24 protein-coding genes and 1 tRNA gene are annotated in these 26,072 nt (G+C 54.0%); 12 read left to right on the top strand and 13 right to left on the bottom strand.

Going from position 1 to position 26,072, the window contains the following annotated elements; translation table 11 throughout:
• Positions 1 to 167: 167 nt before the first annotated feature.
• The 3 genes from DHf2319_RS03310 to DHf2319_RS03300 are packed head-to-tail and all read left to right on the top strand — an operon-like array spanning position 168 to position 1,883.
• On the top strand, positions 168 to 449 hold the full coding sequence (locus DHf2319_RS03310; protein ID WP_369810212.1) for a cupin domain-containing protein: 282 nt from the start codon (positions 168 to 170) through the stop codon (positions 447 to 449).
• On the top strand, positions 446 to 1,216 hold the full coding sequence (locus DHf2319_RS03305; protein ID WP_243479375.1) for a sulfite exporter TauE/SafE family protein: 771 nt from the start codon (positions 446 to 448) through the stop codon (positions 1,214 to 1,216). Before DHf2319_RS03310 ends, DHf2319_RS03305 begins: the two co-directional genes overlap by 4 nt.
• Before the next feature lie 55 nt (positions 1,217 to 1,271).
• Positions 1,272 to 1,883: a hypothetical protein gene (locus tag DHf2319_RS03300; protein ID WP_243479374.1), complete on the top strand. Its 612-nt coding sequence runs from the start codon at positions 1,272 to 1,274 to the stop codon at positions 1,881 to 1,883.
• 2 nt (positions 1,884 to 1,885) lie between these two features.
• On the opposite strand, the gene DHf2319_RS03295 is transcribed toward DHf2319_RS03300, so the two are convergent.
• The 11 genes from DHf2319_RS03295 to DHf2319_RS03245 form a co-directional block, all read right to left on the bottom strand.
• Complete coding sequence (locus DHf2319_RS03295; protein ID WP_243479373.1) at positions 1,886 to 4,396, bottom strand: ABC transporter permease; 2,511 nt, start codon at positions 4,394 to 4,396, stop codon at positions 1,886 to 1,888.
• The gene (locus DHf2319_RS03290; protein WP_243479372.1) at positions 4,380 to 5,075 is read right to left on the bottom strand and encodes an ABC transporter ATP-binding protein; all 696 of its coding nucleotides are present in this window, start codon (positions 5,073 to 5,075) and stop codon (positions 4,380 to 4,382) included. The genes DHf2319_RS03295 and DHf2319_RS03290 overlap by 17 nt, the downstream gene beginning before the upstream one ends.
• A gap of 214 nt (positions 5,076 to 5,289) precedes the next feature.
• Positions 5,290 to 5,478: a hypothetical protein gene (locus tag DHf2319_RS03285; protein WP_243479371.1), complete on the bottom strand. Its 189-nt coding sequence runs from the start codon at positions 5,476 to 5,478 to the stop codon at positions 5,290 to 5,292.
• Between the two features lie 348 nt (positions 5,479 to 5,826).
• Positions 5,827 to 6,474: a hypothetical protein gene (locus tag DHf2319_RS03280; protein WP_243479370.1), complete on the bottom strand. Its 648-nt coding sequence runs from the start codon at positions 6,472 to 6,474 to the stop codon at positions 5,827 to 5,829.
• 5 nt (positions 6,475 to 6,479) lie between these two features.
• The gene (locus DHf2319_RS03275) at positions 6,480 to 6,728 is read right to left on the bottom strand and encodes a hypothetical protein (protein ID WP_243479369.1); all 249 of its coding nucleotides are present in this window, start codon (positions 6,726 to 6,728) and stop codon (positions 6,480 to 6,482) included.
• A gap of 44 nt (positions 6,729 to 6,772) precedes the next feature.
• Positions 6,773 to 6,847, bottom strand: a tRNA-Val gene (locus DHf2319_RS03270).
• 129 nt (positions 6,848 to 6,976) lie between these two features.
• A complete protein-coding gene (dnaQ, locus tag DHf2319_RS03265; protein ID WP_243479368.1) occupies positions 6,977 to 7,678 on the bottom strand; it encodes a DNA polymerase III subunit epsilon in 702 nt (233 codons plus the stop codon).
• Positions 7,659 to 10,790, bottom strand: a complete 3,132-nt coding sequence (locus DHf2319_RS03260) for an efflux RND transporter permease subunit (protein WP_243479367.1) — start codon at positions 10,788 to 10,790, stop codon at positions 7,659 to 7,661. The genes dnaQ and DHf2319_RS03260 overlap by 20 nt, the downstream gene beginning before the upstream one ends.
• A complete protein-coding gene (locus DHf2319_RS03255; RefSeq protein ID WP_243479366.1) occupies positions 10,787 to 11,968 on the bottom strand; it encodes an efflux RND transporter periplasmic adaptor subunit in 1,182 nt (393 codons plus the stop codon). Before DHf2319_RS03255 ends, DHf2319_RS03260 begins: the two co-directional genes overlap by 4 nt.
• Before the next feature lie 83 nt (positions 11,969 to 12,051).
• Positions 12,052 to 12,513 (bottom strand): ribonuclease HI, encoded by a 462-nt coding sequence (gene rnhA, locus DHf2319_RS03250; protein WP_243479365.1) that lies wholly within the window; start codon positions 12,511 to 12,513, stop codon positions 12,052 to 12,054.
• Positions 12,513 to 13,286 (bottom strand): class I SAM-dependent methyltransferase, encoded by a 774-nt coding sequence (locus DHf2319_RS03245; protein ID WP_243479364.1) that lies wholly within the window; start codon positions 13,284 to 13,286, stop codon positions 12,513 to 12,515. Before DHf2319_RS03245 ends, rnhA begins: the two co-directional genes overlap by 1 nt.
• Before the next feature lie 14 nt (positions 13,287 to 13,300).
• Between DHf2319_RS03245 and gloB the strand changes: the two genes are divergently transcribed.
• Genes gloB through fabI form a run of 3 tightly spaced genes read left to right on the top strand, consistent with a single transcriptional unit; the run spans position 13,301 to position 16,240 of the window.
• Positions 13,301 to 14,107 (top strand): hydroxyacylglutathione hydrolase, encoded by an 807-nt coding sequence (gene gloB, locus DHf2319_RS03240; protein ID WP_243479363.1) that lies wholly within the window; start codon positions 13,301 to 13,303, stop codon positions 14,105 to 14,107.
• A gap of 4 nt (positions 14,108 to 14,111) precedes the next feature.
• Positions 14,112 to 15,404: a transglycosylase SLT domain-containing protein gene (locus DHf2319_RS03235; RefSeq protein WP_243479362.1), complete on the top strand. Its 1,293-nt coding sequence runs from the start codon at positions 14,112 to 14,114 to the stop codon at positions 15,402 to 15,404.
• A 53-nt stretch (positions 15,405 to 15,457) separates the two neighbouring features.
• Positions 15,458 to 16,240, top strand: coding sequence for an enoyl-ACP reductase FabI (gene fabI / locus DHf2319_RS03230; protein WP_243479361.1), 783 nt, complete (start codon positions 15,458 to 15,460; stop codon positions 16,238 to 16,240).
• Here the strand turns inward: fabI and DHf2319_RS03225 are convergent.
• Positions 16,237 to 16,539 (bottom strand): DUF167 domain-containing protein, encoded by a 303-nt coding sequence (locus DHf2319_RS03225; RefSeq protein WP_243479360.1) that lies wholly within the window; start codon positions 16,537 to 16,539, stop codon positions 16,237 to 16,239. The two genes, fabI and DHf2319_RS03225, sit on opposite strands and share 4 nt — an antisense overlap.
• Positions 16,540 to 16,822: 283 nt before the next feature.
• Between DHf2319_RS03225 and DHf2319_RS03220 the strand changes: the two genes are divergently transcribed.
• Genes DHf2319_RS03220 through DHf2319_RS03200 form a run of 5 tightly spaced genes read left to right on the top strand, consistent with a single transcriptional unit; the run spans position 16,823 to position 22,629 of the window.
• Positions 16,823 to 17,830, top strand: coding sequence for a BMP family protein (locus DHf2319_RS03220; protein WP_243479359.1), 1,008 nt, complete (start codon positions 16,823 to 16,825; stop codon positions 17,828 to 17,830).
• Positions 17,830 to 19,323 carry an ABC transporter ATP-binding protein gene (locus DHf2319_RS03215; RefSeq protein WP_243479358.1) on the top strand — a complete coding sequence of 498 codons (1,494 nt, stop codon included), beginning with the start codon at positions 17,830 to 17,832 and terminating at the stop codon, positions 19,321 to 19,323. Before DHf2319_RS03220 ends, DHf2319_RS03215 begins: the two co-directional genes overlap by 1 nt.
• Complete coding sequence (locus DHf2319_RS03210; protein WP_243479357.1) at positions 19,320 to 20,381, top strand: ABC transporter permease; 1,062 nt, start codon at positions 19,320 to 19,322, stop codon at positions 20,379 to 20,381. The genes DHf2319_RS03215 and DHf2319_RS03210 overlap by 4 nt, the downstream gene beginning before the upstream one ends.
• A gap of 2 nt (positions 20,382 to 20,383) precedes the next feature.
• Positions 20,384 to 21,310: an ABC transporter permease gene (locus tag DHf2319_RS03205; protein ID WP_243479976.1), complete on the top strand. Its 927-nt coding sequence runs from the start codon at positions 20,384 to 20,386 to the stop codon at positions 21,308 to 21,310.
• Positions 21,311 to 21,345: 35 nt separating this feature from the next.
• Complete coding sequence (locus DHf2319_RS03200; RefSeq protein ID WP_243479356.1) at positions 21,346 to 22,629, top strand: amidohydrolase family protein; 1,284 nt, start codon at positions 21,346 to 21,348, stop codon at positions 22,627 to 22,629.
• Between the two features lie 12 nt (positions 22,630 to 22,641).
• Here DHf2319_RS03200 and DHf2319_RS03195 read toward each other — a convergent pair whose 3' ends face one another.
• Complete coding sequence (locus DHf2319_RS03195; protein WP_243479355.1) at positions 22,642 to 24,231, bottom strand: SulP family inorganic anion transporter; 1,590 nt, start codon at positions 24,229 to 24,231, stop codon at positions 22,642 to 22,644.
• Positions 24,232 to 24,370: 139 nt separating this feature from the next.
• On the opposite strand from DHf2319_RS03195, the gene DHf2319_RS03190 reads away from it, so the two are divergent.
• Positions 24,371 to 25,852 (top strand): amidase, encoded by a 1,482-nt coding sequence (locus DHf2319_RS03190; protein ID WP_243479354.1) that lies wholly within the window; start codon positions 24,371 to 24,373, stop codon positions 25,850 to 25,852.
• Positions 25,853 to 26,072: the final 220 nt, after the last annotated feature.

Genomic DNA, 26,072 nt, shown 5'->3' with positions numbered 1-26,072 from the left:
TTCTCCTGAAGTGCAAACCACATCATGGTTGAATTGGTGTCTCAGGAGGTGAGATACCGGCTTAGCGCTAGCGACAGCCAAAAAACAGCGATGGGGTCACATTTGCGCATTACACTTTACGTTGAAGGTCTGCCGATTAGCATCTGAAATGCTACCGAAGGAGAACCATGATGAATGCCGATTCATTTCATAAGATGGTTGCATCTGAAGGGTTTAACGAACCCGTGTTGGTTGAACGTGAGGCTAACGGCAGTATCGACGTGCACAGCCATCCTTTCGAAGCCAAGGCTTTAATTCTGGAAGGATTCATTGAGATTGGGCTTGGCAGTCAAGCCAAACGATTTGAGCCTGGTGATGTATTTCACCTGGCGCCTGAGCAACCGCACTGGGAACGCTACGGACCACAAGGCGTCGTGTACCTCTCGGCCAGAAAAGACGCGCGCTCATGACTGAACTCGTCATCGCCGTGCTCGCTGGCGCCGTCTGCGGATTTTTAAATACGTTAGCGTCAAGCGGATCGGCCGTGACACTACCCATGCTTATGTTCATGGGCTTAAGCCCCGTGGCGGCCAATGCCACTAATCGCATCCCCGTCGTACTCGGTGCCTTGATCGCCGTCATCACCTTTATCCGAGCGGGTGTGATTGAGCTCGACAAAGCGATCCGGGTGCTTATACCCACGTGCCTAGGCACGCTTCTAGGTGCCTACATCGCTTCTCACATTGCAGCCGGTCAGTTAAAGCTCATCATTGCCATCGCCGTGTTGATTGCATTGATTCTGCTGTTTGCCGGCCTTAAAAAAGCCATCATGCAAGACCTTGATCAAGTGCCCCGTTACCGCTGGCAAGAATTTGCCATGCTCTTGTTTGTAGGCATTTGGCTTGGATTCATTGTCATTGACGGTGCGACCTATCTACTTTTAGTGCTGGTGCTGGGCTTGCGCCTGACATTTGTGCAAGCTAATGCTTATAAAAACCTCGCTTTGGCAGTGACATCCGCCATGGCCGTAGCGCTATTTGCCATGGATGGTCACATCGACTGGACCATTGGTTTACTCATGGGCTTGGGCAGTATCGTAGGGGCCTATCTTGGCGCCAAACTTGCCATGCATCACCTAGCCAAAATCTGGGCATTCAGGCTATTGGTCACCATCATTATTCTTGAGTTGATCAACATGACACTGAATTATTTTCATCTAGCGATTGTGCATACCTGAAGCAGCACCAATTCCATCGTATAGTCACATCACAAGACTTTTTGCGGAAATCAACATGCACAAGCTACTGTCCTTACCCGTCTGTTTGGCGCTGCTAGCTGGGTGTACCACGACTAGCTACATCGCCCCAGAACCGGTGACAACCCCGATCCTTGGGCAACCGATGAGCGTGATGACAACCGAGCGCGTCGTACCTGTGTCATTCAATCAGGCTTGGGACAACATAGCAGCCTACAGTCAGGGGCGATACCGCACCATAAGGCGAAACAAAGCGAATGGAGAAATGACCCTGTTTGTGGACGCATTTGACCCATCAAGTTCAATCACCTGCGGCATGTTGCAAACGCAAGGTGGTGGTTATGACACCCACAATGAGTTTTTAAGTTACTTAACGACACAAACACCGGTGAATTTAAATGTGACCGTTCAAGTCAAACTCTCCCCAAAAACCTCCACGCAGACGTCTGTCTCTGTAAACACTGACTATGATCTCGCCGTGAATTATCAAACGAATCCAGCCACAGGTGCCATCGTAGGTGGGTCGCAATATCGATTCAACTCAAAAGGATTTGCAATGGTAAACGCGCCCGGTAGCGATTTTGCGGCGCGTTGTCAGTCAACCGGGTCGGTTGAGGCAGCGATACTGAATGCAGCAGGCACCAATTAATACTATTGAGTGCGCAGCAACAAGGCTGGGCGCAACCGCATTTGTGACATGAGATAAACCACGCCAAACCCAAGGCTCACAACGCTGACACCGACTGCGGTAACGCCACCTGTCCAATAGAGTCCAGATGCGCTCAAGTCTAAGCGCCACTGCAACAATAGCGTCGCTAGCAAACTGCCGAACCCGACTGCTACCAGTGTAGTCACCAACGCGATCAGGGCGTACTCCCATAGCAAGACTTTGACCAGCAACGCATGTCTGGCACCGAGCGCATGCATCACAGTGGCGTCATAAATCTGGCGAGTTCTGCTTGCTGCCACCACACTGGCCAACACCAGAAGACTTGCTGCCAAACAAACCAAGGCAATCACTGCCAAGCCCATGCTGGCGCGGCCGAGCAACACACGACTCTCGCGCAAGATCAACTCCGTGCGAGCGGTCGCAATATTAGGAGCCACCGTTGCTAGGCGGTCTTGCATAGCCACTGCCTGGTCAGCAGGTAACCAGGCTGCCCCAACATAACGGGTCACAAAGGGGTCTAGCGCACCATCGCTAAATATCGCCTCAAGCCAAAGCCTGGCCTGCACCCGGCGTTGGGTATAAATTGCCACCAACGCTGCATCAAATGTCTGTCCGAGGATTTCAAAGGTGAGTTTGTCGCCAACTGACAAGCCCAATTGGTCAGCCTCGCGATCCTCCATCGCCACAATGGGTGGGCCGTTGTAGTCATCTGGCCACCAGGCGCCACGCTTGACCACCACATCATCAAAATTACCCCGACTGTCGCTAAGTTTATGTTCGTCGCGCGACTCCCGTAGACGCTCAATGTCTTGACTTTCAGTCAAAGCAGAACCGTTAACACCGACCAAGCGTCCGAGCACAAACGGAGCAGTTCGAACCTGGGCCAGACCAGAGGCTTCTTGTAGCGTTTGGTTTAACAGTTCGACCTGATCAGTTTGAATGTCATAAAACACCATCGCCGGCGCCTGATCAGGCACCGTTTCATTCACAGTGCGCAAAAGAGTCATCACCACCAGCGTGCAAGCTACTAGCAGGGTAAGCGCTGAACCCAGTGACACCAATGCCACCCGCATGGGTGATTGAGACTGTTGCAAACTCGCCAAAGCCATTTGCAACGACAAGGGCAAGGACACTGAGCGCTGCATTCGTGTCGCCAGCGCTCGGATGATCAGAGTAATTGCTCCGAGCATCACCAATAAAACCGTAACCGCTACAACGAATGCAAATCCGAACCTGGCATCTGGCAAAGTCAACATCAATAGCCCAACCGTCACAATCGCCACCAACGCCGTTAGTTGCTTCACGCGCCCTGACGCGTGAAGCACCTGTCCTTGCAAGCCTCTAAACAACACCGCGGGCGACACCGACAAAGCCCGCCCCACAGCCGGCATTGCAAAGGTAAATGCAGTAAGCACCCCAAATAACCAAGCAACCAAAGCGGGCTGCCAAAGACTAGCTATTAAAACGTTGACTGGTAGCTGGTCAGCTACGACCGCAGCTCCAAACAGGGCAAGCGTCACGCCAATGATTACTCCCAAAGCGCTTGACAGTGCCGCCAGGATCAATACCTGCAGCAGCACGAACCAGGCTACCCGCCAGTCTCGCAATCCAAGCGCACGTAAGGTGGCCAAGCTCGCCAACTTGCCATCGAGATGGGCTTTGATGCTATTGAATACCCCTAACCCACCAATAAACAAGGCAGAGAATCCAACGAGCAGTAGACCCGATCCAATTTGACCAAGTATTTCAGTCATGCGATCACTGCGTTCATCAAAACTGCGCACTTCAGCCTGCATGGTGGGAAATGCGCGCACTAGCTCATCCCGAAATTGAGACGCTACCGCATCAACCCCAGGCAACCTGACCCGATACAGATACTCCACCCGACTAAAAGGCTGGATCAAGCCCGTTGCCATTAAGGCATCCTCGGTAATCAACACCGGCGCGGCACCCCAGTCGGCTCGCAGACTTCTGTCTGGCTGGCGCACCACGATGGCACGCACCTGCATGCTCAACACCCCAACCGACACGTTGTCACCGACGGAAAGTCCTAGGCGTCTTGCCAATGTGCCATCAACGGCAACACCCCATTGACCATCGTCCAGACCCAATAGATTTTGGGGTTCGCCGATCGGCTCAAGCGTGAGTTTCCCGTAAAGCGGATAAGCATCATCGACACTAAAGAGCTCAACCAATTGTGAACGGCCCTGATCAGTCATGAGCATGGTTCGTAATTCGACCACTTGCGACACGTCGCCCCGTGCTCGCACCCAATTCAGAATGTCATCTGGTAAAGGCTGCTGGGCTTGGATCTCAACATCACCACCGAAGAGCAGCTTCACATCTGCGCGTAACGCATCAGTGATTTGCTGATACAGGCCTCCACCAGCAGCCACTAGCGATACCCCAAGCACCAAGCTCGCCACAAATATCCAGAGGCTGCGACCACTGGATTTCAAATCCCGCCAAGCTAGGTCAAGCAGAAATATCATGCTGATATTCCTGTAGCTGACCGTCATGCAGGCGCAGCACCCGATCACACTGCTTGGCGAAATCCATGTCATGGGTAACCAACACCAGCGTGGTTCCAAGCTCACGGTTTAACCGAAACAACAGCTCGCGCACTGCCTGTGCGGTGTGGTCATCAAGGTTGCCAGTCGGTTCATCCGCAAGCAGTAGCTGCGGCCGATGTACCAGTGCTCGCGCGATCGCCACACGCTGCTGCTCCCCGCCAGATAATTGACTCGGAAGGTGATGCGCACGGTCAGCTAGCCCCACACGTGCCAGCATATCCAATGCTGTTTCTCGCGCCTGAGTCGTACCGGCCATTTGCAGCGGCAAGGCAACGTTGTCGAGCGCAGTTAGACTTGGCAGCAGGTGAAAACTTTGAAACACGATACCGATGTGATCCCGGCGCAAATCGGCAAGCTGATTGCGACCAAGCTCAGTCAAACTCAGGCCATTAAGTAGGATGACTCCTGCCTCGGATTGCTCTAGCCCTGATAGCAGCAACAGCAAAGACGTTTTACCGGAACCTGAGGGGCCGGCAATGGCCACCGTACTGCCCTGCTCCACTTGCAGCGACACATCTCGCAACACAGCAACCGTCTTCTCGCCCATTTGGTAGGTAAGGCATACGCCTCGGGCATCGATTAAAGGTGGGTTTTGCATGGAATACATCCGCGACTGAATATTCAAAAATGGCCTAAATCTAAACTCGCTACGCCATCGATGCATGTGCCGAATGCAGTTAAGCACAATGCGCGGGTGAGCGTCGCAGATTGCTGAGAAATTACAAGGTTACTTGGAGCGGGCAAAGTGCCTGACGCACCGGCGCACGAGTTAACCGGAATCGCTTTTCTGGAGAATTCGCCTCAAACAGGGATCAGTCATCATCATCGTCATCACCATTGACGATGTCAGGGGTGATCGCATCCACGGTATTTACAACCGTCTTACCAGCATAGACAACAGCCGATCCCACTGCATCTACCACCGCCACGGCTGTACTGCAACCAGCCATCAAAAGTGCGGCAGCGGTCACCGCCAGACAACGTAAGCAAAACGATTGCATTTGAATCAGGACTTTGAAATTAAACAATCCAAAAGAGTCTCTATCAATGAGGAATTTGTTGAGGATGCAAGACCGCAATCTTACCTGCACACAACCGCAGATGATTTGGTGGCTAGCGTTCACTTAGTTTATGCAAACGCACTGCAGTTTGACGTCCTCCCAGGCCTGAAGAACGGGGCTTTAGGCGCAGAACGGTAAAAATGTAGGCCATTGATTGTAATGACGCACAGCTACCGACGATCGCTGCCAATTACTAAAAGGCCGACTACGCAGGAAACTTATCCCACAATGCATGTTTACACCACATGGGCAAGGAGTCTGCTTTTGCCTCCAAGACCATACCATCAGTCACTTCAGCCACCCAGACGGCCGACTCATCCGAGTTGTCAAAAATGAAGGAACGATTCGCACAAGCCACAGCACTATATAAAAGATCAAGAGAGCGCCCATATCGTGACACAATCTTGTCACTTGGCACATCGTGCCCACCTTTGCCCACGCGATATTTGACGCGAGCGATATTGATCGCGGGGTCTTCAGTTGCCACATAGTACAGATAAGTGCGGTAGCCCAAACGCTGCGCATTACAAATGAATCCACCTTATCCGGCGAAGACATCACTGTTTCAAAAGTCAATGACTCGCCCTGACTAATCAATTGCTGTCGAATCAAATCGGCTAATACCGAGGCGAAGTAGGAATTTATCTGCAAATCACCAAACGATAGGTAACCAGTTTCAACAGTGATTGCACGCGCATCCTCGGCAAGTCCATGCGCACCAAGAAGACTCGATTCCAGAAAAAACCTCGTAAGCTGCTGTTGCGTAACTTCAACCTTAAAATCCGAAAGACGCAAGCCACCTTCGAGCCTAATCGTGCGCTCAATGTCGTCAGCATTAACGTACGTTCCATACCATTCGCTTGAAAGCAGTCCCTTGAGAGTGCTCTTGCCAGAGCCATTCGGTCCAGCAAACATACGCAAACGGGGAATAGCCATTATGGTTAAGACGCCTTGCGATACCGTTTTGTGCCCGGTGTAACCGGCATCGGTGGCTCGATTTCTTTGAGCACGCGGGTCGATCCGTCAGCATAGAGCTCGATAACCTTGCCGTTGACTGCCTTCACCACTTTGCCAGCTGTCATTAGCGCCTCTGCCTCAGCCAATCTAAACGCAGCTGCTGCCAACTCAGGAATCATCGCCTCTAGGTAAAGCATTTCTGCCTCTGACAGCTCTCGCTTCGGTTCAGTCACGGCCTAGATCCTTGTGTGTCAATCTGTCGCTGAACAATATGATTTGGTGGGCGGTACAAGGTTCGAACTTGTGACCCCTGCCGTGTGAAGGCAGTGCTCTACCACTGAGCTAACCGCCCTGATGTGTTTGATCTCACCACCAGGCACCGCGCCGATGGCGCGTAGAGCAGGATTATACACAGGGATGTGGCTACGCATCTCGAGATCGATGGGCGGGTCAACGTCTCGAATTGGTGCGACTTATCGGTTTAGTGCGACTTGAGACTGCGCCATAAGGTCTGATCACCACTGGCCTTATCGAGCACCTGCAGGTACGCTTCATGCGCTTCATCCTCAGCCTGACTGACCTCGATTAACGGGAGTTCAAAGAACTTGCGTTTCTCTGGCGCAATGTTTTTGCTGGGATGGACTTCATCTTCAATGGCCAGACTGTCCTGGCCACGGGTCATTGCCAGCCAAACTTCCGCCAAAAGCCGCGAATCGAGTAAGGCACCATGCAAGGTACGGTGAGCGTTGCTAATGCTGTAGCGCTCACAAAGTGCATCGAGTGAATTACGCTTTCCCGGGTAGAGTAGCTTGGCATGCGCCAGCGAATCGGTGACTGGCCCGGAGTATGAGGTTAATTCATTGTGCCCAAGTTTCTTTAGCTCTGAATTCAGGAACTTAAGATCGAACGGCGCATTGTGAATAATGAGTTCAGCTTCTTTGACGAACTCAAGAAACTCGCCGACCACATCCTTAAAGCGAGGCTTGTCCTGCAGAAAATCGGTCGTCAAACCATGTACTTCGAGAGCACCCTGATCACTGTCACGGTCGGGATTCAAATAAGTATGAAAGTCCCGTCCCGTGATAGCGCGATTGACGACTTCGACGGCACCAATTTCAATGATGCGATGTCCATCTTCCGGATCTAGACCAGTGGTTTCCGTATCAAGAATGACCCAGCGCATCTTGTTGGCTTTGCTCCGAAGTTGAAGGTTTATGGACACCGCCCGTTTGTGCTGGCGCAGTAGACTGGCCTTCTTCTATCACACCACGAACTTTTTTGGTTGCAATCAAAGTATACGCAACCGGCACCACATACAGCGTCAGCAAGGTACCAAGCATCAAGCCGCCGACCAACACCCAACCAATTTGCTCTCGAGACTCGGCGCCGGCACCAGTCGCAATGGCCAACGGCACTGCACCAAGAACCATCGCACCGGTGGTCATCAAAATAGGTCGCAAGCGCAGGACGCTGGCTTCAGATACTGCCTCAATCATCTCCTTGCCCTGCTCACGTAACTGTGTAGCGAACTCAACGATCAAGATCCCGTGTTTGGTAATCAGGCCCACGAGGGTGACCAGACCAATCTGACTGTAAATCGATAAAGTACCACCAGTGAAGTAAAGCGCTCCAAGCGCACCTGTCATCGCCAACGGCACTGTCAGCATGATGATCAACGGGTTACGCCAGCTTTCGAACTGTGCGGCGAGCACCAGGTAGATAAAGATCAGCGCCATGCCAAACACCGCATAAATGCCAGCCGATGATTCTTTGTACTCACGCGATTGACCATCCAAGTCAAGCTGTACCGTCGAAGGGAATGTTTTCTCAGCAACTTCGAACATGTGATCCAGCACCTCGCCCAGGGTGTAGCCAGGCATCACATTACCTGTGACTTTGACCGCCCTTAGACGGTTGAAGTGGTTCAACGATTGTGGTGCCACGGTCTCCTGGACACTAGCCACATTGGCCAACTGCACCATACTGCCGTCGCGGGCACGCACATAAATGCCAGAGATATCTGTGGGTTCATTACGCTCGCCAGGGCTGACTTGCACGATCACTTCATACTGCTCACCGTCCTGCTCAAAGCGGGTAACCTGACGGCCGCCCAACATGGTCTCAAGAGTGCGCCCCACGCCGGCAACATCGATACCCAGATCAGCTAGCTTGTCGCGATCAACCTCGACTCGCAGCTCAGGCGTGTTCATACGCAGATCCATGTCCATATTCCCGATACCGGGATACGAACGCAACTCATCCATGTAGCCGTTTACCATGTCATAGAGTTCGGCATAGGGTGCCTGGCTCATGATCACAAACTCGATCGGCCGCGAACTTGCTCTCAATCCAAACGATGGCGCGTTGGTCGGAAAGGCTCTGACACCGGGCAAAGCCGAGAACTGTGGGAACAGCGATTTGGTAATGTCTTGTTGCTTACGCTCACGCTCATCCCAGGGCTTTAACCGCAAGATCGCAAACCCGTCAGCCACCGTCGGGAAACCGACGATCAATTGGCGCGCTGCTGCCTCAGGAATGCTGGCATAGATTTCTTCGACCTTCAATGCGCTTTGCATGGTGTAGCCAAGCGTCGCACCCTCAGGTCCGGAGAGCACCCCGAATATCACACCCCGATCTTCAACCGGTGCGAGCTCACTTTTTAGGTTGGTGAAGAAAAACACGCTGCTGCTCGCCACTGCCAGTCCAATTAGCAACACCAGCAAACGGTTATTCAGCGCCATGGTTAAGGTGCGGCGATAACCATTGGTTATCCCATTTAACCAACCTTCAATCAGGTTGTAGACCTTGCCATGGTTTTTGTCATGCTTGAGCATGCGCGAGCACATCATGGGCGTTAAGGTTAGTGCCACAAACCCGGACACCAGCACCGCGCCCGCCAAGGTCAGGGCGAACTCAATGAACAAGCGACCCGTCCTGCCCGTCGAAAACGCCAGCGGTGCGTAAACCGTGACCAACGTCAGTGTCATGGCAATCACTGGAAACGCAATTTCGCGCGTACCTTTAAAGGCCGCCTGGACCGGACTCATGCCCTTCTCGATGTAGCGATAGACGTTCTCAAGCACCACAATCGCATCGTCGACCACCAAACCAATGGCCAGCACCATGGCCAACAAGGTCAAGGTGTTGATCGAGAATCCAAACAAATACATCAGCGCAAACGCCCCGATCAGCGAGACTGGAATGGTCACAATGGGAATCAGACTTGCCCTGACACTTCTGAGGAAAAAGAAAATCACCAAGATCACGAGCACCACGGCTTCGGCGATGGTCTTGAACACCGATTCAATCGATTTCTCAATAAAGACCGAGCTGTCATAGGATGGGATCAGCTCCATGCCAGCCGGCAGCGTTTGATTGATGAGCTTGATTTCTTCACGAACCGCGGCCGATAGCTCCAGAGGATTGGCGGTCGCTTGCTTGACTACACCAATATTCAGTGACTCCACACCGTTGTAACGCGCCGAGCGCCTTTCACTCAGCGGAAGAATATTGACCTCAGCGACTTCACGCAATCGCACCGGATAACCCTGCACGTTGGCAATCACAATGTCACGAAACTGTTCTTCGGTATTCAAATCCGTCGAGGACACCACCGAGAACTCGCGTGCATCGGACTCAATACGCCCGGCTGGAATCTTGACGTTCTGCGTGCGTAACGCATTCTCAACATCCTGAATGGTCAGGTTATAGGCTGCGAGCTGATCACGATCGACATTGATGCGCATCGAAGGCTCTCGGGCACCATACATACGTACTTCGGCTGCGCCTGGCAATACCGACAGACGAGATGTGACATAGCGATCAATGTAGTCAGTTGCCGCCATCGGTGACATGTCACCAGCTTTGACAGCGATGTACATGATCGGACGCGAATCGGCCTCTACCTTGGAGATAATCGGCTCATCAATTTCATCTGGCAAGGCGCGACGAGCCCTGGATACTTTGTCGCGGACTTCAGCAGCCGCCGCGTCAGGATCACGTGTCAAATCAAACGTCACGTTGATGTTGCTGCGCTCGGCTCGGCTAGTCGATGTCATCAAGCGCACACCCTCAATGCCCGAGATCTGGTCTTCAAGCGGCGTGGTCACTCTGGACTCAATCACCTCCGGCGAAGCGCCCTGATAAGTGGTGCTGACTGAAACCACCGGCTCGTCAATATTTGGGTACTCACGCACCGTAAGACGTTCGTAGGACATCAAGCCAATAGCCACAACCACGAGCGATAGCACCGTCGCAAAAACGGGTCGCTTGATACAGGTATCTGACAAGATCATTGTGGATTCACCCGCAAGGATTGCGCACTTTGGTTAGCTTGTTTGGCGACTTCTGATGCCGGTTTGGGTTCACCCAGGGGGCTTACCGCTGCACCTGGGCGCATACGCTGCAGACCAGCAACCACCACTTGATCGCCAGGCTCAAGCCCCTGCAACACTTCAACCATACCGGCGCGACGCTCACCAATCTGAATGGCCACACGCTCAGCCTGACCCTCACTGACACGGTAGACATATTGCGTCTGACCAGACGCCGAGAGCGAGGCTTCAGGCACCACCACGGCCATCGACTCATCGGTAATCAATTGAACACGTGCGAACATACCAGGCCTGAGTAAACCATCGGTATTGTCTACACGGGCTCGCACCAAAATTGAACGCCCCCCCTGCTCGATCAGAGGACTAATGGCATAGACTTTGCCAGTAAACAATTGCCCCGGACGGGCATCAACCTGCAGCTCAAGCGTCTGGTCCAGTGCGATGTTGGTAATGAAGCGCTCGGGTAGACGGAAATCTACTTTCAAAGTGTCGACTGCCTCTAGTGGGGCGATTGCCTGACCGGGGGTGACATATTCACCGATCGATACGCTACGCAATCCGATGACTCCGTCAAACGGTGCTTCGATAGTCATCTTGTCGAGTTTGGCTTGAGCAAGCTTGATGGCTGCCTCTTGTAACTTAAGTTGGTTCTGAGCGTCCTCGCGTGCTTCAGCACTGACGAACCCTGCCGTTTGCAAACGATTCGAACGCTCGTAACGAGATTGCGCCAATGCCAGATTAGCCTGAGCTTGGGCCAATTCGGCCTGAGCTACCTCATCATCGAGCCTGATCAACACCTGACCCTTGGTGACAGGCTGGCCTTCCTTGAAATTGATTTCAGCCACACGCCCAGCCACCTCAGCACTAACGACAGTTGATTCGTCCGATCTCAAGCTGCCAATCGCGCTCAACCCTCTCGGGAAACTAACCGACTCTACAATGGTTAACTCTACCGGTACGCCTCTCGGTGCACCGCCCGACCCACCAGCGGGTGGAGCGCCAGCCGGCTTGCCGGCGGCAACAGGCGCTTGGCCACTCGAGGTCGTGGAGCCCGACATAAATTGGGGCGCATACCAACCAACGCCCACACCAATGCCTAACAGCACTAGGGACAACACGATTCGCGAAGATTTGTTCATCACAGATGCTCTTGGAACAAGAAACGCCATCCGCCCGAAGCGAGTGGCCATATGTAATTGTCAGTTATAGCACCGGGCGACTATTAAACGGTTGATTTGACGACGGTCTGAACACCTTTATTAGCCAGCTCGTCAGCCCGTTCATTGCCGGGGTCGCCATCATGCCCCCGAACCCAACGCCAGTCGATGTGGTGGCGCGCTGCCGCCTCATCAAGTTTTTGCCATAAATCAGCGTTTTTGACGGGTTGTTTGGATGCCGTGCGCCAGCCGCGCGCCTTCCAGTTCGGCAACCATTCGGTAATACCCTTTTGCACATACTGGGAATCCGTATGCAAGATCACACGACAGGGACGCTTGAGCACATTTAGCGCCTCAATCACGGCAGTCAGTTCCATTCGGTTGTTGGTGGTATCAGCCTCGCCGCCGCATAACGTCTTTTCATGTTGGTTGCGCCTTAACAACACGCCCCAGCCACCCACCCCGGGATTACCTTTACACGCACCATCGGTCCAAATCTCCACGTCTGGCTGCTTGTCTTGCTCCATCAGCGCATTCCTTGCCGCTGCGAGGCCACACCAGCGGTCGCGCGCGCGCTGCGGCGTTGTGACTTGCGTTTCCACACCGGCGTAATGAGTCGCATGCCCGCAACCCGCTTAACCGCTGAGACCACATAGGTCGCGCCAAATATCGGCCACCAGCGGTCGCCAGCCGGGTCCATGAACGCAAACCGATCAAGCCACTCCTGACTGCGACAAGGCGGCGCATAGCAGCCGAAATGCCCACGATCGATTTCAAAGGACAAAAGCTTGAGCCAATCCTTTAGCCGATTGGGTGAGAGTTCGCCCTCATCACCAGCCGGAAACCAGGGGCTAATCCAAGGTAGCCTCGCTCTCAAACCCCATAGACTCCAGGGATTAAAACCGGCAATCACCAGTCGTCCTTCGGGCACTAGCACTCGATGTGCTTCGCGCAGCACCATGTGCTGATCGCCTGCCGTCTCTAGAGTATGCGGCAGCACCAACAGGTCAATGCTGTCCGTATCAAACGGCATTTCCTCTGGTCGACACACCAGGCTAGCCTGCCAGCCTAATCGCTGAGCATCATTTAGCTTGCGTGGGCCAGCGTAGGCTTTAAACGGCATTCGGTTGGCAGCCAGAAAGTTAAAGTCGGCCAGCCCGTACTGCACGGCGCGATAACCAAAAACATCGACCAACAAGTCATCAATACGCTGCTGCTCCCAGCGATGCACATAGCGACCCACTGGAGTGTCAAACCAGCGTTGCAGTTCTACAATGGGCGTTTGAGCATTAATCGACATGGATACCCCGAAAGATGACTGCGACTTTAACTGAGGTCTCGAATTTGCGCATCCGCCCGATTCGCGCCTTCTCGGATAATTACATCTGGATGATCGACGATGGCAAGCATGCAGTGGTCGTTGATCCGGGTGATGCCATGCCAGTATTCGATGCCCTCGAGTCCGAGAACCTGTCGCTTGCCGCTATTTTACTGACCCATCATCACCATGACCATGTGGGCGGGGTTCTTGAGCTTTTACAAGACCACAAGGCAACCGTCTACGGTCCTGGCATGGAAAACCTGCCCGCCTGTGACGTGGCATTGTCTGAAGGCGATATGGTCACCATCGGGGCGCCCACGATCACACTTCAGGTACTCGATGTACCGGGCCACACAGCCGGCCATATTGCATACACTGGTCAAGTGGGTGGTGAGCCTGTCCTGTTTTGCGGAGACACATTGTTTGTAGGCGGCTGTGGTCGACTATTTGAAGGTACCCCCGAACAGATGCTGCAATCGCTGGACAAATTTGCCGCTTTACCGGAGAACACCAAAGTCTACTGTGCGCATGAGTACACGCTATCGAACCTGCGCTGGGCTCGTACCGTTGAGCCTGACAACTCTGAGTTAGCGAAGTTCGAAGCAAAGTGCATGCAAATGCGCACGCAGGATCAACCGACCGTGCCTTCTTCGATCGCCATCGAGAAAAACTGCAACCCGTTTATGCGGGCGCGTCAGCCCTCTGTCACCCAAGCCGCAAACCAGTGGGCCAATAAAACCCTCGCCCATCCCGTCGAGGTATTCGCCGCATTGCGCGCCTGGAAAAACGATTTCAAATAGCCTGATGACCGATATCCGTTCAAGTTTTCTGCGTAGTTTTTTTGTTTTTGTGCTGGTGACCCTCACTGGCTGCGCCAATCTGCATGAGCAAGGCTCGGGCGCAGAAGTCACCACCCGAACTGTCGATCTCACACGTCCCCCAATTGATGTCTGGGAGCGCATCCGCCGTGGTTTTGCAATTCCTAACTTAAATACCGAGTTGTCTGAGCAGTGGACCGAATACTACGCCAAGCACCCCCAAGCCATGCAACGCATGGCTGACCGATCAGGTCGATACATGTATTACATCGTTGATGAGATCAACCGCCGTGGCTTGCCGACCGAGCTTGCTCTTTTACCCTTTGTCGAAAGCGCGTACGATCCAAACGCCTACTCACGAGCGCGCGCCTCAGGCCTGTGGCAGTTCATTCCGAGCACTGGCACTGCATTCAAACTTGAACAAACCTGGTGGCGTGACCAACGGCGTGACCCAATTGCGTCGACCAACGCAGCCCTAGACTACCTCGAGTATTTATACGAATATCAAGGCGACTGGTACCTGGCATTTGCCTCTTATAACTGGGGCGAAGGCTCGGTGCGCCGCGCGCTGGCCAAAAACGAGCGTGCCGGCAAGCCACTGGACTACCGGCATCTGAAGATGCCCAAAGAAACAGCCAACTATGTGCCCAAGCTTCAGGCCATCAAAAACATCATCGCTGACCCTGAGCGCTATGGCGTGATTTTGCCAATCATCGACAATGAACCTTACTTTGTGACCGTCAAGAAAGACCGTGACATCGATCTCGAAGTGGCTGCCAAACTCGCTGAAATGCCAATTGACGAATTCGCCGCGCTTAATCCGGCCTTTAATCAAGGCGTCATCATCGCTGACTTGAACCCGGAAATCATCCTTCCCCGAGAAAAACTGCCCGTTTACCTGGCCAATCTTGCGTCCTACCAAGGCGACCTGACTAGCTGGAAAAAGTACCCTGCCAAACAAGGTGAAAAAATCCAGGACATCGCTAAGACTTTCAACGTTTCGGTGGAGTCACTCAGGCGAGCAAACGACCTGAACCGCAACACCCGCTCGCTGTCTACTGACACCATACTCATCATCCCCGGACCGACGGCAAATGTGACCGTCGCCACAGCTGAAGTCGCCAAACGCTTATCTACCAAGACCTACCGGGTCAGAAGCGGTGACACCCTATCGGGCATCGCACGCAAACATGGCACCCGGGTGAGCGTGTTGCGCGAGCTAAATGGCTTGAAAGGGTCTAAACTTCGAGTCGGACAACGATTGAAAGTGCCGGGCTAAGCCGGTGCAGTATTGATTCAATACCATTAACTTAGAACGACATAGGAACGACAATGGGCTTTTTAGCTGGCAAACGAATCCTGATTACAGGCGTGATTTCTGACCGCTCGATCGCGTATGGCATTGCTAAGTGCTGTCATGAACAAGGCGCTGAACTGGCATTCACCTACGTGGGTGATCGCTTTAAGGATCGCGTGACCGGTTACGCCAACGAATTCGGTAGCTCAATCGTTCTGCCGTGTGATGTCGCCGAAGACACCCAAATCGAAGCGGTCTTTGCTGACTTAAAAACAGAATGGGATGGTTTGGACAGCATCGTGCACTCGATTGGTTTTGCGCCTCGCGAGGCAATCTCGGGAGAATTTTTAGACGGCCTGTCACGCGAGGCTTTCCGGATTGCCCACGACATTTCAGCCTACAGCTTCCCAGCGCTAGTCAAAGCCGGACTGCCCATGATGCAAGGCCGAGAAGGCTCAGTGCTCACGCTTACCTATTTAGGCGCCGAGCGGGCCGTGCCGCATTACAACACCATGGGGTTGGCTAAGGCATCTCTCGAGGCCAGCGTGCGTTACCTGGCCAGCAACCTCGGTCCCCTCGGCATCCGTGCCAACGGCATTTCAGCTGGCCCTATCAAAACACTGGCGGCCAGTGGTATTAAAGACTTCGGTGGGATCCTGCGCTATGTAGAAAACAACGCCCCACTACGACGCAATGTCACCATTGAAAACGTTGGCAATGCTGCTGCGTTCCTGATGTCTGATCTGGCTGCCGGCATCACTGGCGAGATCTTGCACGTCGACTCGGGCTTCTCGACTGTAGTGCCTGCTTACGGCTAATCCGTACCATCTACGATTCCCAAGGCCGCCCGAATCTGGGTGGCCTTTATATTTTCTAGTCGCACCCGTTTGTCGCGGCTGGTTTGGCCACTGACTAGCTCGATCTGATTGCGTTTAAGCCCAAGCGTGTCCACGAGCCACTTCAAGAGCGCCTCATTGGCCTTGCCATCAACTGGCGGGGCATGGACGGCAACTTTGAGTTGATCACTCAAGACCCCCAACACGCAGCTGCGCTTGGCACCTGGTTGGATACGCAGGCGCAAGATGCAATGATCGTGACGAGAGTCGAGCCAAGGCATAGCGATCCTGGATGAACAAATGCGGCATGGAAAATATATTTAGGACCAGCTTACCGCAGGTTTAGTCGCGGCTCGAGATCGCTTGCACGGCAGGCCAAAAAAAGAGTTAAATTTCAGATGACGAAACCGTAACTGCATCTTAGTTGTGATATTGGTGGCACAAAATTTGCTTGGTACTTTGCCTGGTACTTTGCTTGGTACTTTTGTTGTTGCCTTTTGATTTTATTGAATGCCTAGCGAATCTTTGCCTGGCAAATTTAAACCTCGAATTCGGAGTCAATCAATGAGCCTATTTTCTCGTAGCCGTCGCGTGGCGCTCGCCGCAGGCGCAAGCCTTTTGGTGCTGTCTGGTATCAGTCCGAGCGTCTTGGCGCAAGACAAACTCAAAGTCGCGGCGATTTACACGGTACCGTTCGAACAGCAATGGGTGAGCCGCATCCACAAAGCGTTACAGGCTGCCGAGGCCCGTGGCGAGATTGTTTATGTCGCCAGTGAGAACGTCTCCAACGCCGACTACGAGCGCGTCATGCGTGAGTACGCCACGCAGGGTAATCAGTTGATTGTTGGTGAATCATTTGCGGTGGAAGCCGCTGCTCGCAAAGTCGCCAAAGACTTTCCAAACGTTGCCTTCCTGATGGGTTCTTCGGGCAAACCACAAGCACCAAACTTCAGTGTGTTTGACAACTACATCCAAGAGCCTGCCTACATGACTGGCATGATCGCCGGCGGGCTCACCAAATCCAACAAGATTGGCCTGGTTGGCGGTTTCCCGATTCCGGAGGTCAATCGGCTCATGAACGCATTCATGGCTGGTGCCAAAGAAGTGAACCCCAACGTCGAGTTCATGGTGACGTTTATTAACAGCTGGTTTGACCCACCCAAGGCCAAAGAGGCTGCATTTGCCATGGTCGATCGTGGCGCTGATATCCTTTATGCCGAGCGCTTTGGGGTCAGCGATGCCGCCAAGGAGCGTGGCATTCTGGCCATTGGTAACGTGATTAACACCCAGGATCAGTATCCAGAGACCGTGGTGGCATCAGCGTTATGGAATATGGAACCCACCATTGATCAGGCGCTCAAGGCCGTGAAGTCCGGACAGTTTAAAGCTGAGGACTACGGCAAGTTCTCGATGATGAAATACGGTGGTTCGGAAATGGCGCCCTATGGCACCTTTGAGAACAAAATCCCTGCCGAGCTTAAAGCCAAAGTGGCTGACCGCGAGAAAGCCATCCTGGCTGAGACCTTCGTGGTCGAGATCGACGACAATCAACCCAAGCCCACTGCGCGTTAATGCGCGCAAGCGCTGACACACCAGTCGTCCTAAGCCTGCAAGGCATCATCAAGCGGTTCGGTACGCTGACGGCCAACGACGACATTTCGCTTGAGCTCGCCCAAGGAGAAATCCTTGGGCTGCTTGGCGAGAATGGTGCCGGCAAATCGACCCTGATGTCGATTCTGTTTGGGCATTACACCGCGGATCTCGGGCAAATCAAGGTGCATGGCGAGCCGCTGGCGGCAGGAGACCCAGCAGCAGCCTTGGCTGCTGGCATCGGCATGGTGCACCAGCACTTTGCACTGGCAGACAATTTGACGGTGCTAGACAACATCGTCCTGGGCACCGAATCGCTTTGGCGCTTAAGCAGCCAACGCTCAGCGGCCAGAACCAAAGCACGAGCTGTAGCAGAACGATTTGGACTATCGATCGACACCGAACGCAAGGTTGGCGAGCTCACGGTCGGTGAGCGCCAAAGAGTAGAAATCATCAAGGCACTCTATCGCGGTGCACGCATCCTGATTCTGGACGAACCGACCTCGGTGCTCACACCCCAGGAAAGCGAACACTTGTTTGAGGCACTTCAGCACTGGGTGCGCGAAGGACTGTCGATCATCTTTATTAGCCACAAGCTCGGTGAAGTTTTACGAATCTGTGACCGAGCCGCGGTGCTACGCCATGGCAAACTGGTGGCTAACCAGTCAACCGAGGGCGTGACTCAGGGACAACTAGCCCAGTGGATGGTGGGCCATGAATTGGCCGCGCCAGTTCGTCGCCCGGGCAAACGCCAAAGCGAAACACCGGTGTGTGAAGTCCGGTTTGACCCCGCTGTCGATCAACACCCCGAGTCCCATGACCGTCTTCATCACGTCAACCTATCCCTGTATCCGGGCGAAATTGTGGCCATTGCTGGTGTATCAGGCAACGGCCAGACTGCACTTTGTGATCTGATGTTCAAACAATTTTCCCATGCTGCTCGCATTCCCGAGGATAGACAGTCTGTCGGGCTGATCGGTGACCTGCCAGTTTGGGAGAATATCGCTGCCGAACGTTTGAAGACGACCGCCTTTAGTCGCATGGGCTGGGTGAAACAAGACGCCGCCCATGCCTACGCACAAGATGTCATTGCTGGATTTGATGTGCGTGGCGCCAGCCTGCAAACACCGGCTCGCAATTTGTCAGGCGGCAATATGCAAAAGTTAATCCTTGGCCGAGCGTTAAAAGCCCCTGCACAAACACAATCCACTGGCCCCGCTTTGATCGTTGCCCAACAACCAACCTGGGGCTTGGACATTGGCGCCGTAGCGTTTGTTCACGATCAGCTGATCGCCGCTCGCGACGCTGGCGCAGCGGTCTTGCTGGTGTCAGATGATCTCGATGAAGTGATGACCCTTGGCGATCGTATTGCAGTCATGCACGCAGGCGTGCTGACCGAAGCGCGCCCGACGTCGGACTGGAGCCGCGAATCGATTGGTCTTGCGATGGCAGGTATTGCGGAGCTGCATCCATGAGGCTTGAGCGTCGAACGCAAACAAACTGGGCTGTGTGGGTCGCTGCAATGGTCGGTGCAGCGCTAGCGGTTTTAGTGGTCAGCACCTTACTGGTGCTCTGGGCGGGCGCTCCGATCGCACAAACCTACAGCTTGCTACTTAAAGGCGCATTTGGATCGGTATTCGCCTGGTCCGAAACACTGACCCGAGCAGTACCGTTGATCTTTACAGGACTGGCTGCTGCAGTGGCATTTCGCGCACGACTCTTTAACATTGGCGCCGAAGGACAACTCTACGCCGGCGCCATTGCAGCAGTCGCCGTGGGTGGCCTTCATGGTGGCACTGGATTTGAGATTGCGCCTGCGTTGCTATTTCTACTGATGTTGCTGGCCGCAGCACTAGCCGGTGCACTGGTACTTTTAGGACCAGCACTTTTAAAAACTCGGCTCGGTGTCGATGAAGTGGTGACTACGCTGTTGTTGAACTTCATCGTGCTTTTGGGTGTATCCGCCCTGCTCGATGGTCCAATGAAGGACCCACTGTCGATGGGCTGGCCACAAAGTGTGGTGTTGGTCGGGGATCTGGAGCTTGGCAAACTGATTGCTCAGACCCGTTTGCATACGGGCTTGATTTATGCGGTCGCTTGCGCGTTGGCTGTCTGGCTTATTATGAAATACACCACGCTTGGGTTTGATATCCGGGCTACTGGTGCAAACGCCCGAGCAGCCTCGTTTGTCGGCGTCAAAACCACTCAAACCATGGTGTTGGTAGCTCTCTTGTCTGGCGCCCTCGCGGGCCTTGGCGGCGCTATTGAAGTGGCCGGACGTACAAGCTACGTCACGCTAGATATGTCACCAGGCTATGGCTATGCCGGTATTGTGATTGCCATGCTGGCTGGCTTGAATCCGATCGGTGTCGTGGCGGCCAGCATACTGGTAGCAGGCGTCTTGGTGGGCGCTGACAGCATGAGCCGTGCAGTGGGTGTGCCTACCTATCTATCAGATGTGATGGTGGCCACGGCATTGATTGCAGTGCTGATGGCCAGTGCGTTTACACAATATCGTCTGAGGTGGCGTTGATGATGGCCGAGCTGATAGATATTGTTGGACAAAGCAGCTTTTGGGTGGCTGTGTTAAGACTAGCCACACCATTATTATTTGGCGTCTTGGGCGTTTTGTTGTGTGAGCGTGCCGGTGTCTTGAATCTGGGTATCGAGGGCATTATGGTCGTTGGCGCTTTCACGGGCTGGCTAGCAGTCTACATGGGGGCATCGCTTTGGACCGGTGTGCTGGTGGCAGCGGGCGTGGGTGCATTGTTTGGTTTACTACATGCCTTCTTGACCGTGGTGATGGCGCTATCACAGCACGTCTCCGGGATAGGTATCACCATGCTCGCGACCGCACTGAGCTACTACGGCTACCGGATGACGTTTGCCGATGTATCAACACCACCAACGGTTCAAACGTTTAGTGAAATGACCGAGCTGGCCATTCCGATCCTGAGCCAACAAACGCCGCTGACCCTGCTGGCTTTGTTACTAGTGCCCGCGCTAGCCTGGCTGCTGTATCGCACGCCATTTGGTCTGGCGATTCGCATGGTCGGCGAGAACCCACACGCGGCCGAAGGCCAAGGTGTATCAGTGACGCTTACAAGAACCCTGGCTATCATGGCAGGCTCCGCCTTGATGGGTATTGCTGGTGCGTTTCTGACACTGGCTGCATTTAATGCGTTTTTCTTTAACATGATTAATGGCCGTGGCTGGATCTGTGTCGCGCTCGTGGTGTTCGCCTCCTGGCGGCCGGGCAAAGCGCTCATCGGTGCACTTTTATTTGCATTTTTTGATGCGCTGCAGATTCGGCTGCAGACCACGCCCGGGGCTGATGTGATCCCCTACCAGCTCTACTTGATGCTGCCATACGTCTTGTCGATTGTGGCGCTCATCATCGTCGCCAGAAAAGCATCCTATCCACAAGCGCTGATGAAGCCCTATCGCAAAGGTGAGCGTTAAGATAGGAATAATCGAATCGTTGAGACCAATAAGCCATGTTTGACTTAATCATCCGCCATGCGAGCCTGCCCGATGGCCATCAACACATGTCAGTGGCAATTGCCAACGGTAGAATCGTCGAGATCAAGCCCGATGCGGCTTTAACGCAGGCCACGGCCAACGATGAAATCGATGCTGCGGGACAGTTGCTTACCCCTGCGTTTGTAGACGCGCATTTTCATCTTGATTCGGCTTTGCGCTATGGTCAGCCTCGAGTCAATGAAAGCGGCACACTACTTGAAGGCATTGCACTTTGGGGTGAGTTGAAACCTACACTGACACAAGACGCCATCGTTAAGTCTGCCACCCAGTACTGTCAATGGGCAGTAGCTAATGGATTGCTTGCGATCCGCAGCCACGTTGACGTGAGTGATCCGCGCTTACTGGCTGTCGAAGCCTTGTTACAAGTTAAAGAAGCAGTCAAACCCTACCTTGACTTGCAACTCGTTGCCTTCCCGCAAGATGGCGTACTGCGCAGTCGAGGTGCAATAGATAATCTAAAACGTGCGCTTGACATGGGCGTTGATGTCGTGGGCGGCATTCCACACTTTGAACGTACCATGCATGAAGGCGCACAAAGCGTAAAGCTCCTGTGCGAGATTGCGGCCGAACGCGGACTCATGGTCGATATGCATTGCGATGAAAGTGATGATCCCATGTCTCGCCACGTGGAAAGCTTGGCGTTCGAAACGCAGCGGCTTGGACTGACCGGCCGTGTTACTGGATCGCATCTGACCTCCATGCACAGCATGGATAATTACTATGTCAGTAAGCTCATACCACTGATGGTCGAAGCCGATCTGCACGTCATCGCCAACCCGCTGATCAACATCACCTTGCAAGGCCGCCACGACACTTATCCCAAGCGCCGTGGCATGACCCGGGTGCCGGAGCTTATGCAGGCAGGGCTTACGGTTGCGTTCGGACATGATTGCGTCATGGACCCCTGGTACGGCTTGGGCTCTGGCGATATGTTGGAAGTAGCCCACATGGGCTTGCACGTCGCGCAAATGACCAGCCAAGATGGCATGCGGCGATGTTTTGAGGCCGTGACAACTAACGCTGCACGTATTCTGAATCTGGAAGACTATGGCGTGGCACCCGGTTGCCATGCTGATCTGGTTTTGCTGCAAGCTAGCAATCCGGTTGAGGCGATTAGGCTTCGCGCGACTCGACTAGCAGTGATTCGTCGTGGCAAAGTCATATCCAATACGCCACCAAGAACTGCCAAAATAGTCTGGGGGGAAAACACTCTACCGATCAATTGGCAGTCATTTTGACGGTGGCGGGCGTCACACATCTTTCGTGATCGCGTACTGGACTGAAGATACGTAGCCGCCCTCACCCAACATCGATAACGTGCCATGGGTCGAGAGTTTGCGATAAACCAAGGCGTTTGCACCTGCAAGGGTTACCGCTACACCGCGGGCTTTGAGATTGCCGATGGCGTCTTCGAGTGCCTGAATCGCAGTGGCATCGATAAAAGGAGTTTCACTCAGATCAATAATCCAGCGTGATACTGAGTCTGGCACTGACCGGGCGGCCAGTTCGATTGGCCCCACCGCCCCAAAAAACAAGGGACCCACTGCTTTGGAGATGCGGTGGTCAGCGGTGTCTTCGACCTGCTGGATTTTCACGGTCTGGGTCATGCGGCGCAAAAAATGCAAGACCGCCAGTACGACGCCAACGTTAACCGCCACCACCAGATCAGCAAACACCGTCAGAAAAAACGTCACCAGCAAAATCACGCGGTCAGCTGCTGGTGCGCGCTTAAGCATGCCAACGACACGGTGGGGCTCGCTCATGTTCCAGGCCACCACAAAAAGGATTGCAGACAGGCTCGCCAGCGGAATGTTGACTGCCAGGGGTGCCAACAGCAATAGGACACCCACCAAGGTCAGTGCATGGACCACACCAGCCAATGGACTGGTAGCACCATTGCGAATGTTGGTGGCGGTGCGTGCAATCGCACCGGTAGCTGCAAACCCCCCAAAAAATGGCGCCACGATGTTGGCCAAGCCTTGGCCTACCAGCTCCTGGTTTGATCCGTGGCGTGTGCCTGCCATGCGGTCAGCCACCACAGCGGAGAGCAATGACTCAATGGCCCCGAGCATCGCAATGGTCATCGCTGGCCCAATGAGCAACAGCATCTTGCCAAACGACAGGTCCGGCAGCTGAAACTCGGGCAGTCCTCTGGGAATACCACCAAACGCCGAGCCAATGGTAGCCACACCCTGAAACTGAAACACACTTTGAGTCAGGGTAGCGAACACCAAGACAATCAGGGGGCCAGGGATGCGGCGCAATCGCTTGATTTTTGGATTAACCAGCAAAATCGCCAGGCTCAAGATGCCAATGGCTAACGTGGCCCAGCTCAAATTCGGCACGTTCTGAATGACAGCCCAAAGTTTTTGATGGAACTGGCCAGACAGCTGCCGCTCAACCCCTAAAAAATCCGCCCACTGCCCGGTAAAAATGATCACGCCAATCCCAGCGGTGAATCCAATAATCACCGGTGCCGGGATGAACTGCACGATGCCACCCAAGCGAAAGATGCCCATGAGCAACAACAAGACGCCTGCCATCAAGGTCGCCACTTGCAAGCCATCGATGCCGTATGTAGCCGTAATGCCGGCCAGAATCGCAATGAACGCGCCAGTGGGGCCCGCAATCTGCAGTCGGCTACCACCAAACAGGCTCACCATGACGCCCGCGACAATAGCGGTGTAGATCCCTTGCTCGGGTCGCGCACCAGAGGCAATCGCAAAAGCCATGGACAAAGGCAACGCCACCACGCCAACGACTAGGCCCGCGATGATGTTGTTGGCCCAGTGGGCGGGTTTTAATAGCCCAGCGCGGGCAGCCTCCTGCAATGCGATCACAAATTTCTCCAGGCCGCCTTTATGAAGAGCGGCTCAATGCCATAATGATGTCACTAATTCATAACCACAACAATGGCTTAAACCCGAAGTTCAAATCCGAAGTGATTGCGGGAGCAGGCCGCAGCAGGAGCACACAACCATGTCAAAAGACATCATCGCACTATCAGCGATCGAACTACGCCGTCATATCGGACAAAAGACACTCTCGCCAGTCGAAGTGCTTGATGCTTTCATCAGTCAAATGCAAACCGTCAATCCGGGGATCAATGCACTATGTGCCACCGACTTTGATCGCGCCAGAGATGCAGCCAAGGCAGCCGAAGCGTCGGTGATGAATGGAGACAAGCTCGGGCCCTTGCACGGCCTGCCCGTGGGCATCAAAGACCTGACTGAAACCGCGGGACTGCTCACGACATTTGGCAACACTGGGTTTCGGGACCATGTGCCGACTCAAGACAACTCGCTGGTGACCCGTCTTAAGGCGGCAGGCGCCATTATCGCCGCCAAGACCAACACCCCCGACATGGGTGCCGGTGCCAACACCCGCAATTTTGTCTGGGGCGCTACTGGCAATCCGTTTAACACCAAGCTTAACGCCGGTGGTTCATCTGGCGGTTCGGCCGCGGCCATAGCCACCGATATGCTACCGCTTTGCACGGGCTCAGACGTTGGCGGCTCGCTGCGCATCCCGGCAGCCTATTGCGGTGTGGCTGGCATTCGTCCTTCGCCTGGCATGATTTCCCAAAGCGGGCGCAAACTAGGCTGGTCAGTACTGAATGTGGTGGGTCCCATGGCACGCAACATCGAAGACATGGCGCTGATGTTTAGCACTTGCCTAGGCAACGAACCCATGGATCCGCTGGCATTCCCCAATAGCCCCAAGGTCATATGGCCACAGCCCAACATCGACTTAAGCCAATTGCGCGTGGCCTACACCGCAGACTTCGATTGCTGCGCGGTTGACCCCATGATCCGGCGAGTGTTTGAGAACCGCGTTAAAGCCATTGCCAAACATGTCAAGGTGTGTGAACCGATCAAGCTTGATTTGGGCGATCCTCATCGGGCGTTTGATGTGATGCGCGCTGAAGGGTTTATCGCGCAAATGGGTGAACAATACGCCAACGATCCAGACGCGCTAAGTCCAAACGTTAGGGCCAACATGGAAATTGCCCAGCAAATGACACTGGCCGACCGTGCGTGGGCACATTTGGAGCAGACTCGCATCATGCAAGCTTTCGCCACAGCCATGCAACAGTATGACGTCATTCTGTCACCGGTCACTCCGGTCACGCCCTTCCCCTGGTCGACGCTGTATGCCGACACGGTCGATGGCCAGAAAATGCGTAATTACTATGAATGGCTTTCCCTGACCTACGTAGTCACCATGAGTACGCATCCCGCTCTATCACTGCCCTCAGGCCTTGATGAAGCCGGCATGCCATTTGGCATTCAGGTCATCGGTCCGCTCTACCAGGATGGGCGCTTGCTGGCCATTGGCAGCGCAATGGAAACAGCACTAGCAAGCGAGGCCAGTCTGACTCGTCCCAAGCCAGACACCAGCAAACTGCATGCGGATACGGCAGATCTGAAATCGATCGTGACGCATCCGCCAGTGTTCTAACCAAAGTCTTGCGAGCTTTCGGATAAGACCCATTGGCTACCTCGGGTTAGCCAATGGGTCTTATTATTTAAGGCTGCGCTGGGACCGAACCGTGCCCGTATTTAGTAATAGTTATAGGGTGGGTCAAAGCCATCAGGTGTACGCTCAGCTGTGGGGTTATTGCCACAGCCCGCTAGTGCCAAGGCGCAGAGCATCACGCCAATCCATTTGCAAACTCTCA

Source organism: Orrella daihaiensis (assembly GCF_022811525.1).
GTDB lineage: Bacteria > Pseudomonadota > Gammaproteobacteria > Burkholderiales > Burkholderiaceae_B > Algicoccus > Algicoccus daihaiensis.
This window is presented reverse-complemented; position numbering and strand designations above follow the sequence as displayed.